Annotated in this window: 13 protein-coding genes; 8 read left to right on the plus strand and 5 right to left on the minus strand. The window is 71.7% G+C overall.

The features are described from left to right. Positions 1 to 21: 21 nt before the first annotated feature. The 6 genes from mreD to H0X00_RS14805 all read left to right on the plus strand — a co-directional run bounded on the left by mreD (position 22) and on the right by H0X00_RS14805 (position 5,804). The gene (gene mreD / locus H0X00_RS14780) at positions 22 to 567 is read left to right on the plus strand and encodes a rod shape-determining protein MreD (protein ID WP_293772375.1); all 546 of its coding nucleotides are present in this window, start codon (positions 22 to 24) and stop codon (positions 565 to 567) included. Next, a complete protein-coding gene (gene mrdA / locus H0X00_RS14785) occupies positions 564 to 2,675 on the plus strand; it encodes a penicillin-binding protein 2 (RefSeq protein WP_293772377.1) in 2,112 nt (703 codons plus the stop codon). Before mreD ends, mrdA begins: the two co-directional genes overlap by 4 nt. Further along, entirely contained in the window at positions 2,672 to 3,886 is a 1,215-nt protein-coding gene (gene rodA / locus H0X00_RS14790; protein ID WP_293772379.1) for a rod shape-determining protein RodA, read from the plus strand. The genes mrdA and rodA overlap by 4 nt, the downstream gene beginning before the upstream one ends. Before the next feature lie 67 nt (positions 3,887 to 3,953). Further along, complete coding sequence (locus H0X00_RS14795) at positions 3,954 to 4,418, plus strand: nuclear transport factor 2 family protein (RefSeq protein WP_293772381.1); 465 nt, start codon at positions 3,954 to 3,956, stop codon at positions 4,416 to 4,418. Continuing rightward, positions 4,415 to 5,203, plus strand: coding sequence for a MerR family DNA-binding transcriptional regulator (locus H0X00_RS14800; RefSeq protein ID WP_293772383.1), 789 nt, complete (start codon positions 4,415 to 4,417; stop codon positions 5,201 to 5,203). The genes H0X00_RS14795 and H0X00_RS14800 overlap by 4 nt, the downstream gene beginning before the upstream one ends. Before the next feature lie 49 nt (positions 5,204 to 5,252). Then, the gene (locus H0X00_RS14805) at positions 5,253 to 5,804 is read left to right on the plus strand and encodes an MOSC domain-containing protein (RefSeq protein WP_293772385.1); all 552 of its coding nucleotides are present in this window, start codon (positions 5,253 to 5,255) and stop codon (positions 5,802 to 5,804) included. A 92-nt stretch (positions 5,805 to 5,896) separates the two neighbouring features. Here H0X00_RS14805 and H0X00_RS14810 read toward each other — a convergent pair whose 3' ends face one another. From H0X00_RS14810 to H0X00_RS14830, 5 genes are all read right to left on the minus strand, one after another. Then, the gene (locus tag H0X00_RS14810) at positions 5,897 to 6,745 is read right to left on the minus strand and encodes a site-specific DNA-methyltransferase (RefSeq protein WP_293772387.1); all 849 of its coding nucleotides are present in this window, start codon (positions 6,743 to 6,745) and stop codon (positions 5,897 to 5,899) included. A 17-nt stretch (positions 6,746 to 6,762) separates the two neighbouring features. Further along, a complete protein-coding gene (locus H0X00_RS14815; RefSeq protein WP_293772389.1) occupies positions 6,763 to 7,215 on the minus strand; it encodes an Ig-like domain-containing protein in 453 nt (150 codons plus the stop codon). A 5-nt stretch (positions 7,216 to 7,220) separates the two neighbouring features. Further along, positions 7,221 to 7,574, minus strand: coding sequence for a hypothetical protein (locus tag H0X00_RS14820; RefSeq protein WP_293772390.1), 354 nt, complete (start codon positions 7,572 to 7,574; stop codon positions 7,221 to 7,223). A gap of 81 nt (positions 7,575 to 7,655) precedes the next feature. Continuing rightward, positions 7,656 to 8,900, minus strand: a complete 1,245-nt coding sequence (locus tag H0X00_RS14825; protein WP_293772392.1) for an RNA polymerase sigma factor — start codon at positions 8,898 to 8,900, stop codon at positions 7,656 to 7,658. Between the two features lie 8 nt (positions 8,901 to 8,908). Then, complete coding sequence (locus H0X00_RS14830) at positions 8,909 to 9,268, minus strand: YciI family protein (protein ID WP_293772393.1); 360 nt, start codon at positions 9,266 to 9,268, stop codon at positions 8,909 to 8,911. Between the two features lie 181 nt (positions 9,269 to 9,449). Here H0X00_RS14830 and H0X00_RS14835 point away from each other — a divergent pair, with 181 nt between their 5' ends. Both H0X00_RS14835 and H0X00_RS14840 read left to right on the plus strand, forming a co-directional pair. Continuing rightward, positions 9,450 to 11,393 (plus strand): TIGR03960 family B12-binding radical SAM protein, encoded by a 1,944-nt coding sequence (locus tag H0X00_RS14835; protein WP_293772395.1) that lies wholly within the window; start codon positions 9,450 to 9,452, stop codon positions 11,391 to 11,393. Between the two features lie 5 nt (positions 11,394 to 11,398). Continuing rightward, complete coding sequence (locus H0X00_RS14840; RefSeq protein ID WP_293772397.1) at positions 11,399 to 12,154, plus strand: TIGR03936 family radical SAM-associated protein; 756 nt, start codon at positions 11,399 to 11,401, stop codon at positions 12,152 to 12,154. Positions 12,155 to 12,402 lie beyond the last annotated feature (248 nt).

Below are 12,402 nucleotides of genomic sequence, written 5' to 3' on the forward strand. Positions count from 1 at the left end.
ATGAGGGCCTATGAGGGCCCAATGAACGCTTTGCGCGTGACGGGGGCCACCGGGCTGCTCCTGCTGGCCGCGTTCGCCCAGGGCTCGATCGTGGCCCGCCTGCCGTGGTTCGGACCGGGGGAGCCTCAGGTGGCCGCGCTCGCCGTGCTCGGCGTCGCGCTGACGGCCGGCGCCCGCGCCGGCGCCGTGGCGGGTTTCGGTACCGGACTGCTGCTCGACCTGCTTCCCCCGGCCGACCACGCCACCGGGCAGTGGGCCTTCGTGCTCTGCCTGCTCGGCTACCTGATCGGAATGCTCGCCGCCGACGTCGTGGACTCGAGGCTGCTCGGGGCGGCGCTCGCCGCGCTCGGGGCCGCGCTGGCGCCGATCGCCTTCACCGTGCTCGGACTGGTGCTCGGCGACCCGAGGGCGGACCTGCTCGGCGCCGGTCAACGGCTGCCCTCGGTCGCCCTCTGGACGTTGGCGGCGGCCCTGTTCTCGCTGCCGGCGCTCTACCGGCGCCGTCGGGTGGAGTCGCCGGTCGTGATCGAAGCGGTCTCGCTGCGCGTGCCGACGGCGGTCCGGTGAACATCGTCGCGCGCAGCCGTCGCCGGGTGCTGCTCGTGCAGGGCGTCGGGCTCTCGCTGATGCTGCTGCTGGGTGGGCGCCTGTTCTACCTGCAGGCCCTGGACTCGGACGCCTACGCCGCGGCCGCCGATGCCAACACCACCCGCCAGGTGGTCTCGGCCGCCCCGCGCGGACTGATCCTCGACGACCTCGGCCGGCCGCTGGTCCGCAACCGCACGATCCTGCAGGTCACGCTGGACCGCTCCGAGCTCGCTCGGCAGCCGGGCGACGGCGCCGCCGTGCTGGACCGGCTCGCCGCGGTCCTGGGCACCGACGTCGAGGCTTTGCGCACCCGCATCCGGCCGTGCGCGCCAGGTGTCCCTACGCCCTGCTGGAACGGCTCGCCGTATGAGCCGGTTCCGGTGGCCACTGACGTCGAGCCCGCCCTTGCCCTGCAGATCCTCGAGCACCGCGAACAGTTCCCGGGCGTGGAGACCGTCCCGATCACCGTGCGCAGCTACCCGGCGCCGGCCGGGGCCAACCTGGCGCACGTGCTCGGCTACCTGCAGCCGGCCGACGTCGACGACGTCGCGGCGCAGCGGTCGGCGGGCCTGCTCGACCCGCGGCTGGGTTCGGCCGACCTGGTCGGCCGGGCTGGGCTGGAGAAGCAGTACGACGCCCTGCTGCGCGGCACGCCCGGCGTCAGGCAAGTGACGGTGGATCACCTCGGCCACGTCCTGACCACCGTGGACGAGACCGACGCGGTGCCGGGCCACAACCTGGTCACCACCATCGATGCGCAGGTGCAGGCGGTCGCGGAGAAGGTGCTCGCCGAGGCGATCACCCGCGCCCACGAGGTGCCCGACTACCGCGGGCGGACCTACGCCGCCGACTCCGGCGCCATCGTCGTCATGGACGTCACCGACGGCTCGGTCGTCGCGATGGCCGGGGCCCCCACCTACGACCCGCTCGACTGGGTCGGCGGGATCGATCACGGCACCTACGCCCGCCTCACCGCGCAGAGCAGCGGATCGCCGTTGCTGGCGCGGCCGTTCGCCGCCGCCTCCGCGCCCGGTTCGCTGATGAAGGTCATCTCGGTCGCGGCCGCCGCCGAGAACGGCTACGACCTGAACGGGCGCTACGAGTGCCCGAGCTACTACCGCATCGGGGATCAGACCTTCACCAACTTCGAGTCGGCCGCCCACGGCTGGATCACCCTGGCCCGGGCGCTCGAGGTCTCCTGCGACACCGTCTTCTACAAGATCGCGCACGAGATGTGGCTCCGCGACGGCGGTGACGACCCGATCGCCGATCCGCAGGATCCGATGCAGCGGATGGCCGCGGCGTTCGGCCTCGGGCGGCCCACCGGTATCGACCTGCCGGGTGAGATCCCCGGCCGGATCTCGCTGCGTGACTTCAAGCGCTCCTACTGGGAGCGCACCCGGGAGGCCACCTGCGCCCGCGCGCAGGCCGGTCCCTCCGAGTCCTCCGACGATCCGGAACGCTCCGCCTACCTGCACCGGTTGGACGTGGAGAACTGCGCCGACGGTGCGCGCTTCCGGGCCGGCGACGCGGTGAACTTCGCCATCGGCCAGGGCGACACCGCGGTGACGCCCCTGCAGATGGCCCGGGTCTATGCGGCGATCGCCAACGGCGGGACGTTGTGGCAGCCCAGGGTCGCCAAGGCCGAGTTGGATGTTGACGGGCAGTTGATCCGCACCTTCGACCCGCGCTCGGACGGCGAGGTGGGTGTGTCCGACGAGGTGCTGGATCACGTGCGCGGCGCGCTGCTGCGGGTGTCGACCAACGGCACGGCCGCCGGCGTGTTCGGCGACTGGCCGCTGTCCCGGATCCCGGTCGGGGCCAAGACCGGTACGGCCGAGCGGTACAGCGAGGACCCGAGCTCCTGGTTCGTCGGGTTCACCGGCCCGGCTCAGCAGAAGCCGCGCTACGTGGTGCTGATGACCGTGGCCAAGGGCGGCACCGGCTCCGGCACCAGCGGCCCCGGCGTACGCGAGGTGTTGTCCGCGCTGGTCGGGGTGGGACGCGATCCGGTGTTCCCGGGAGCGCTCCCACCCGCCGCCCTCCCGATCGGCCGCTTCGACGCACCCTTCGGACGGGCCCGATGACCCTGCTGCGTCCGGCGCCCCGCGTGCCCGCCGCCCGGTCGGCGCTCGATCCGATCACGGCGCTCCCGAGCCGAGGTAGCAGCCGGCTGGATCCGGTGCTGGTTGTCGCGGTGCTGCTGCTGTGCGCGGCCGGGTCCGTGCTGGTCTACTCCGCGACCAAGCCGCGGCTGCAGGCCGCGGGATCCGACCCCGAGTCGCTGATCCTGCGTCACCTGGTCTCGATCGCCCTCGGCCTCGCGCTCGCGGGGGCGCTGGCCGGCTCGGACTACCGACGGCTGCGGATGTACACCCCGCCGGTCTACCTGGTGGCGGTCGGCGGACTCGCGCTCGTGTTCTCCCCGTTGGGCGCGACCGTCAACGGATCGCACTCCTGGATCTTCGTCGGCGGGTTCTCGGCCCAGCCCGTCGAGTTCGCCAAGCTCGCGCTCTGCCTCGGCCTGGCGCTGCTGCTCGCCGAGCGCCGGGAGGGGACCGGCGTCTTCAGCCACCACGAGGTCTTCCTCGCGGTCGGCCTGGCCGCGATTCCGGTGGGGTTGGTCGCCCTGCAACCGGACCTCGGCTCGATCATGGTGCTGGTCGCGGTGCTGGCCGGGGTCCTGGTGGTGGCGGCGGTGCCGGCCCGGTGGATTGTCGGGCTGGCGGTCACCGCCCTGCTCGGGGCGTTCGTCGCGGTGCAGGCGAACCTGCTGAGTGAGTACCAGGTCGACCGGTTCGCCGCCTTCGCCAACCCCGCGCTGGATCCGGACGGGGTCGGTTACAACGCGAACCAGGCGCGGATCGCGATCGGCTCCGGGCGCCTCACCGGAACCGGGCTGTTCCACGGCACCCAGACCGGCGGGCAGTTCGTGCCCGAGCAGCACACCGACTTCATCTTCACCGTCGCCGGCGAGGAGACCGGGTTTCTCGGCGCGGGGACGCTGGTGGTCCTGTTCGCCCTGCTGGTCTGGCGCGGCGCCCTGATCGCGCGGCGCGCCCCCGACCTGTTCGGCGCCCTGGTCGCGACCGCGGTGGTGTGCTGGTTCGGCTTCCAGGTCTTTGAGAACGTCGGGATGACGCTCGGCCTGATGCCGATCACCGGGCTGCCGCTGCCCTTCGTCTCCTACGGCGGCACCGCGATGCTCGCCAACCTCGCTGCCGTCGGGCTGCTGCTGAACATCCACGCCGCGTCGGGGTCCTCGCGGGCCTGGCGTCCGATCCGGCGTGAGCTATAGCGCTCGTTCTTTCGGACGTTGCGACAGTGCTTGACCCTCGAGTGGCTTCAGGGTTCACGATCGCCGCATGACGACCCTGGTGCACCGCTTTCTCACCGCGCACAACGGCCGCGACCTCGAAGCCGTGCTCGACTGCTTCACCGACGACGTCGACTACCGCGACCTCTTCTTCGGTGACTTTCACGGCCGCGATGCCCTGCGGGCGATGTTCGAGCGGACCTTCGTGGAGTCGGCCGAACACTACTGGACGGTCACCCGGGCCGTGGCGACCCCGGACGCGATCGTCGCGGAGTGGGAGTTCGACTACACCGTCGCCGACTCGGTCCCCTCCGGCGGCGGCACGCGGCTGCTCCTGCCCGGGGTCTCCTGGCTGGAGCTGCGCGGCGGCCGTTGCTTCCGGTACCGCGAGTTCTTCGACCGGGCCGCCACCCTGCACGCACAGGGGATCGCGCCCGCGAAGGTGGCCGCGATCGTCGCCCGGCGCAGCACGGTGCGGATTCTCCAACCGGAATCCGCCATGCTGCCTTCGTGAGCGAGCGCCCCGAGGTGTTGATCGGCGAGTTCGCGCGCCGCTGTCGGCTGCCTGTCTCGACGTTGCGCTACTACGACCGCATCGGGCTGCTCGTGCCGGCGTTCGTCGACGAGTCCAGCGGGTACCGGCGGTACGCGGCGGGCCAGCTGCCGACGGCCGAGCTGATCTGGCGGCTGCGCGAGCTAGGGGTCGCCCCGCAGCGAATCGCGCGGGTGATGGCCGGCGGGGTTACGGCCACCGAGGCGCTGCTGGCCGAACGTCGCCGGATCACCCAGGAGCTGGACCAGGGCCGGCGTCATCTCGCAGAGCTGGACGCGCTGCTGGCCGGTGACCTCGCGATGGGGCCGATAGAGCTGATCGAGCTGACGTCCCGTCAGGTCGTGGTGCTGCCGTACTCCGCGCGGTTCGACGACCTCGAGGCCGGCGTCACCCGAGCGATCGCGCTGCTGCGCGCCACGTTGCGCGAGGCGGAGCAGCGCCGCGCTGGACCGTGGGGCGCGACCTTCCCCTTGGACCTCACCGACGAGGTCGAGGGGATGGTGTTCGCGCCGGTCGAGGGCGCGGTGGCGGCCGGGCTCGTCGCGGCGACCCTGCCGGCGTGCCGGGCGGCGAGCTCACTGCACCGCGGCAGCACCCTCGCCCTCGGGCCCGTCTACCGGGCGGCGTTCGACGAACTTGACCGGCTCGGGGAGAAACCCTGCGCGCCGGTGCGGGAGGATTACCTCCCGCTCGGCCCGGAACGGGCGGTGGGCGTGCGGGTCTCGGTCCCCTTCGCCCTGGCCTGAGCGCCCGAGTTCCCTCGCGCCCGGACGATGTGCCGCGACAATGAACGTCATGCCGCCTGCTCACCCCGCGCACGTCCTCGCCGTCAGCCTCGACGCGAAGCACCGCTTCAGCAAGCAGGTCGTCTCCGAGATTCAGTTGCGCGCTGACTGGGGAGTCGAGGGCGACGCCCACGCCGGCACCACCGTCCAGCACCGCTCCCGCAAACGCTGGCGGCCCACCCTGCCGAACCTTCGCCAGGTGCACCTCCTGCACGCCGAACTGCACGACGAGTTCGCGGCCGCCGGCTACTCCGTCGCCCCCGGCCAGCTGGGCGAGAACATCACGACGCGCGGTCTCGACCTGCTCGCCCTGCCCACCGGAACCGTGCTCCGGCTCGGTGCCGCCACCATCGAGGTGACGGGGCTGCGCAACCCTTGCGTGCAGATCGACCGATTCGAGCCCGGGCTGCTCGCGCAGACCCTGGGCGAGGCGCCTGACGGCAGCGTAATCCGCAAGACCGGCGTGATGGGCGTCGTCCTCACCGACGGGCGGGTGCGCGCGGGCGACGAGATCGTCGTCGAACTGCCCGCGGGCGAACGCCGCCCGCTCGCCCCCGTCTGACGGGCACCACCTCGCCCGATAGTGCACTTGGACACCGGCGTCGCGCGGCGGAGCGGTGTTCAACTGCACTATCGGGAGAACTCGTGCACGCCTCAGGGAGTGACGTAGGCCGGGCCATCGCCCAGGCGCTTGCGGATGACGTCGATCGCGTCCGGGCTGGAGTCGATCAGCACGTAGCGACGGCCGAGCTGTCCCGCGACCGCGCCGAGGGTGCCGGAGCCGGCGAAGAAGTCCGCGACCCGGTCACCCGGGCGGGAGGAGGCTGCGACCATCCGGCGCAGGATGCCCTCCGGCTTCTGCGTCGGGTAGCCGGTCTTCTCCTTGCCGGTGGGGGAGACGATGGTGTGCCACCAGACATCGGTCGGAAGCTTGCCCCGCGCGACCTTCTCCGGGGTCACGAGTCCGGGCGCCATGTAGGGCTCGCGGTCCACCTCGGCGGAGTCGAAGTGGTAGCGGTTCGGATCCTTCACGTAGACCAGGATCGTGTCGTGCTTGGCCGGCCACTTCTTCGTGGTGCGGGCGCCGTAGTCGTAGGCCCAGACGATCTCGTTGAGGAAGCACTCCCGGCCGAACAGCGCGTCGAGCGCGACCTTGGCGTAGTGCACCTCGCGGTAGTCCAGGTGCAGGTACAGCGTCCCGTCCTCGGCGAGCAGTCGCCAGGCGTGCTCCAGGCGGGGGAACAGGAAGGCCCAGTAGTCGCCGAAGACGTCGTCGTAGGCCATCAGCCCGGTGACGACCTGCTCGTAGGTGTGCCCGCCGAACCCGATCCGGGTCCCGGCCTCCGAGCGCACCGTCTTCATGCGCTCGCGCTTCTGTGACCGCCCGGTGTTGAACGGCGGGTCGAGGTAGATCGTGGTGAACGCGCCGTCGGGGATCAGCGGGAGGACGTCGAGGTTGTCGGCGTGCACGACGAGGTCCTGTGATGCGTCGCCCCAGTCCACAGGTGCGACGGTACTGGCTACTGCGCCCCGGGCGTCGCCGTCCGGGGGGCGCGCACCGTCTGGGCGAGGGGCGCCGAACTGCTGGTCGCGAAGTCCGGGTCGCCCGTGTAGGTGGCGGTCAGCGGATGCGCGTCCGGGCGGAGTCGCACCTCGCACGCCGCCACTCCGGCCGCGTCGAGCACCACGTCGTCGCAGACGGTCGTGACACCGTCTACGACGTCGACGCTCCCGGTGGGGTCTCCGGTGGCGGAGGTGACCCGGGCGGTGAGGCGCACCAGGTGCCCGAACCGCGACGGGTTGCGGTCCGAGGCCAGCACCGTGGTCGTCGGGGCGGGGACGTGGGTCGCCGAGGAGGCCAGGGTCGCGCGGATCGGTTGCGAGCCGCACGGCACCGCGAGGCCGGTGCCCGGGTCGAGCCCGATGAGCGCGGCCAGGCCGAGCACCGAGCCGACAGCGATGCCTCGCTTCATGACCCTCAGCCCTGGACCTCGGTGTTGGTGCCCGTCCCGCCGTCGAGGGTGTCCAGCCCGCGGCCCCCGAGCAGCGTGCGGCCTCCGCGGATCTGGTCACTCCCGGCGCCGCCGCAGATCACGTCGTCACCGCCGCGGCCGTCGATCACGTCCCCACCGTCCAGGGCGACGATGACGTCCGGGCCGTCGGTTCCGAAGATCTGGTCGAGGCCGCCGGAGCCGACGATGGTCGCGGGCAGGCCGTCGCACGTGGGGACCGCGCCTACCGCGTCGGCGGGGAGCAGGACGCCCAGGGCCGCCAGACTCACGCTCAAGGTGGCTGCCCCCACCACGGCCCGGGCTGCTGTCCACCGCTTCATGTGCCCCACCTCGCACCGATTTGCCCGGCCTGACCCGATGTCCGATCTCGGTGCCAATGTGGTGGTTGGTAACTCGTGGGGCTATTGAGTACGCCCGGATGGGGGAATGGTCAGGGCGCGGCGCCGGCTGAGGTGGGCGTGTTCGACGGCGTTGTCGCTCAGGGCCAGGGCGCGGTCGTAGGCGTCGGTGGCCTCGGCGGCCCGGCCGGCGCGCACCAGGAGCTCCGCGCGGGCGGCCCAGTACGGCTGGTAGTCCGGCAGCTCGAGGGCTTCGATGGCGGCGAGCCCGACCTGCGGGCCGTCGAGTTCCGCGAGCGCGACCGCACGATTGAGTGCGACCACCGGGGTGGGGGCGATCGCCATCAGGTGGTCGTAGAGCGCGACGACCTGGCTCCAGTCGGTCTCCGAACCGTCCACGGTGTCCGCGTGCACGGCGTTGATGGCGGCCTGGATCTGATACGGCCCCGGCGCGTTGCGGCGCAGGCAGGCGAGCACCAGTGACTGACCCTCAGATATCAACCCCCGGTTCCACAGTGCGCGGTCCTGGTCGGGCAGCAGCACCAGCGACCCGTCGGCCGCGGTGCGCGACGGCCGGCGCGATTCGAGCAGCAGCAAGAGCGCCAACAGGCCGACGGCCTCCGGCTCGTCGGGCATCAACTCGACGATCAGCCGGGCCAGGCGCACTGCCTCGTCGCACAGTTCGACCCGGTGCAGCGACTCCCCGGACGGCGAGGTGTGCCCGGCGTTGTAGATCAGGTAGACCACCGCGAGCACGCCGGCCAGGCGGTCGGGCAGGTCGGCGGCGCGCGGCACCCGATAGGGGATGTTCGCGTCCTTGATCTTCTTCTTCGCCCGCACGATCCGCTGCGCGAGCGTCGACTCCGGGACGAGGAACGCGCGGGCGACGTCCGGGGTCTCCAGGCCGCCCAGCAGGCGCAGCGTCAGCGCGACGCGGGCATCGGGAGCCAATGCGGGGTGACAACAGGTGAAGAGCATCCGCAGGCGGTCGTCGCGCACCGGTCCCACCTCCTCGGCGGCCTCGAACGGGTCGTCATCGGGGCCGTGCAGCAGCAGAGCCTCGGCGTGCCGGGCATCCAGCGTGGACTCGCGGCGCAACCGGTCGATGGCCCGCCGGCGCGCGGTGGTGGTGATCCAGCCGCCCGGGTTGGGCGGCAGGTCGTCGGGGTCCCAGGTCTGGACCGCGACGGTGAAGGCGTCGGCCACCGCGTCCTCGGCCAGGGAGATGTCACCGAGGACGCGGGTCAGCGTCGAGACGCAGCGGCCGTACTCGTTCCGGAAGACCTCTGCGATGGGGTCGAGGGGCACCCCGTGCCTCAGGCCTCGGGCTCGGCCTGGAACGGCCGGACCTCGATCGGGTTCTGGCACGCGGACGAGGCCTCGACGGCGAGCGCCAGCGCGGCGTCCAGGTCCGGCAACTCCAGAACCCAGAAGCCGCCGAGCATCTCCTTGGTCTCGACGTACGGGCCGTCGGTCGTGGTCGGGGTGCCGCCCTTGGTGCTGTCGACCACGGTGGCGCTGGACGGCGGGCACAGGCCGCCGCCGAACACCCACGTCTTGTTGGCCATGGCCTTCTGGTTGAAGGCGTCGACGTCGGCGAACAGCTTCGCCAGCTCCTCGCCCTCCGGCATCGGCACGGAGTGGTCGTGGATGACCGAGAACATGTACTGCGTCATGGCGAGCTCCTGGGTGTCTGGGGGTGTCTGGGGGTGTCTGGGGGTGTCTGTGGCCGGCGGTGCAGGCCGCGGTGCCGGCTTTCACCCTCTCTACGAACCGGCGTCACCGGAATCGACAGGCCCGGTTCGCCGAGGTGATGTGACCTGGGTCACGCACTCCAGCAGCGAATACCCTGGCCCCATGCCCGTCGACTCGCTGTTCCCGCGCCTGGAGGCTCTCCTGCCCCTGGTTCAGAAGCCGATCCAGTACATCGGCGGCGAGCTCAACTCGACCGTCAAGGACTGGGACTCGGCCGAGGTCCGCTGGTGCCTGATGTACCCGGACGCCTACGAGGTCGGGCTGCCCAACCAGGGCGTGCAGATCCTCTACGAGGTGCTCAACGAGAAGGACGGGGTGCTGGCCGAGCGCACCTACGCCGTCTGGCCGGACCTCGAGAAGCTGATGCGCGAGCACCAGGTGCCGCAGTTCACCGTCGACGCGCACCGCCCGGTGAAGGACTTCGACCTGTTCGGGGTCAGCTTCTCCACCGAGCTCGGCTACACCAACCTGCTCAACGCGCTCGACCTGGCCGGGATCCCGCTGCAGGCCAAAGATCGCGACGAGACCGACCCGATCGTGATTGCGGGCGGGCACGCCGCCTTCAACCCCGAGCCGATCGCGAACTACATCGACGCCGCGGTTCTCGGGGACGGCGAGGAGATCGTCGGCGCGATCACCGAGGTCGTCCGGGAGTGGAAGGGCGAAGGTTCGCCCGGCGGCCGGGACGAGCTGCTGCTGCGCCTGGCGGCGAGCGGAGGGGTCTACGTGCCGCGTTTCTTCGACGTCGAGTACGCACCCGACGGCCGGATCGAGCGCGTGGTGCCGAACCGCCCCGGTGTGCCGGGACGCGTCGCCAAGCACACCGTGATGGACCTGGACTCCTGGCCCTACCCGCGCAAGCTGCTGGTCCCGCTGGCCGAGACCGTGCACGAGCGGTTCAGCGTCGAGATCTTCCGCGGCTGCACCCGGGGCTGCCGGTTCTGCCAGGCGGGCATGATCACGCGACCGGTCCGGGAGCGCTCCATCACCGCGATCGGCGAGATGGTCCAGGCCGGCCTGGACAACACCGGCTTCGACGAGGTCGGGCTGCTCTCGCTGTCCTCCGCCGACCACTCCGAGATCGGTGAGGTCGCCAAGGGCCTGGCCGACCGCTACGAGGCGGACAAGATCTCGCTCTCGCTCCCGAGCACCCGGGTCGACGCCTTCAACGTCACCCTCGCCGAGGAATTGACCCGCAACGGCCGCCGGTCCGGGCTGACCTTCGCGCCCGAGGGCGGGTCGGAGCGGATGCGCAAGGTGATCAACAAGATGGTCACAGAAGAGGACCTGATCCGCACCGTCACCACGGCGTACTCGCACGGCTGGCGGCAGGTGAAGCTCTACTTCATGTGCGGCCTGCCGACGGAGACCGACGAGGACGTGCTGCAGATCGCCGAGCTGGCCAAGCGGGTCATCCAGGCCGGCCGCGACGCCACCGGCTCCCGGGACATCCGCTGCACCGTCTCCATCGGCGGGTTCGTGCCCAAGCCGCACACCCCGTTCCAGTGGGCCGCCCAGCTCGACCACGAGACCACCGACGTGCGGCTGAAGAAGCTGCGCGACGTCGTGCGCGACGACAAGCGCTACGGCAAGGCGATCGGCTTCCGCTACCACGACGGCAAGCCCGGCATCGTCGAAGGCCTGCTCTCCCGCGGTGACCGCCGGGTCGGCCCGGTCATCGAGGCGGTCTGGCGTGACGGCGGCCGGTTCGACGGCTGGAGCGAGCACTTCTCCTTCGACCGTTGGATGTCCTGCGCCGCGACCGCGCTGGCGGAGACCGGCGTCGACGTCGACTGGTTCACCACCCGCGAGCGCGAGCAGGACGAGGTGCTGCCCTGGGACCACCTGGACTCCGGGCTCGACAAGGCGTGGCTCTGGGACGACTGGCAAGAGGCCCTGGTCGCCGCCGACGACCCCGAGGCCGACACCGAGGTCGAGGACTGCCGCTGGACGCCCTGCTTCGACTGCGGGGTCTGCGGCCAGTTGGGCACCGAGATCCAGGTCGGCCCGACCGGCCGGACGCTGCTCCCGCTGACGGTCGCGTAACCCCGGTGGGCAAGCAGCCCGAGGGGCCGCCACCACCGCCGACGGTGCAGCGGCTGAGGATCCGTTACGCCAAACGGGGCCGGTTGCGCTTCACCAGTCACCGCGACTTCGCCCGCGCCTTCGAGCGGGCGCTGCGCCGGGCCAAGGTGCCGATGGCGTACTCGGCCGGGTTCACGCCGCACCCCAAGGTCTCCTACGCCAACGCCGCCCCGACCGGCGTGGCCAGTGAGGCCGAGTACCTGGAGATCGGCCTCGCCGAGATCCGTGACCCGGACCAGATCAGGGCCGACCTCGACGCCGCTCTGCCGGACGGCCTGGACATTGTCGAGGTGGTCATAGCCGCACCGGGGGCGCTGGCGGACCGGTTGCAGGCCTCGGTCTGGTCCATCGAACTACCCGGGGTCAGCGACGCCGAGGCCACCGCCGCGCTCGCCACTTTCCTCGCCGCGGAGTCCGTCGAGGTCACCCGGACGACCAAGAACGGACCGCGCACCTTCGACGCGCGGGGCGCCGTTCTCGCGGCGCGCGTGACCCCTGCGGAGCGGCGCGATGGGACGGACGAAGGGCCCTGTGCGATACTGGACGTGGTCGTACGGCAAGCCACGCCCGCCGTAAGACCCGATGACGTCCTCTCCGGACTCGCCCGAGTGGCCGACCTGAGGCCGCCCCAGTCACCTCGTGTGACCAGGCTGGCGCAGGGCCCCCTCGGTGCTGATTCCTCTGAGGTGCACGACCCGCTGGCACCCGAAAGTCCCGGCTGATCGTCTCGCCGTCGGTCCCGCCCAGGTTTTGCTCCACCCGCCCGTCCGGACGCTGCCGTCACACCGGCGCGACGGACACCCAGACTTAGGTTCCTGTGCGGCGCGCCCACCCGGCGCGCCCGGGGGCCGGAAACAGAGACAACCGGATGCTCGAGAACGAGCCCACCGGCACCGTCGCCTCAGACGCTGCCGCACAGACCACCTCCACCACCGCTGCCGCCCCGCGCACCCGCCGCCGGGCCGCGGGC

The organism is Sporichthya sp. (assembly GCF_013815995.1).
In the GTDB taxonomy this organism is placed as follows: domain Bacteria; phylum Actinomycetota; class Actinomycetes; order Sporichthyales; family Sporichthyaceae; genus Sporichthya.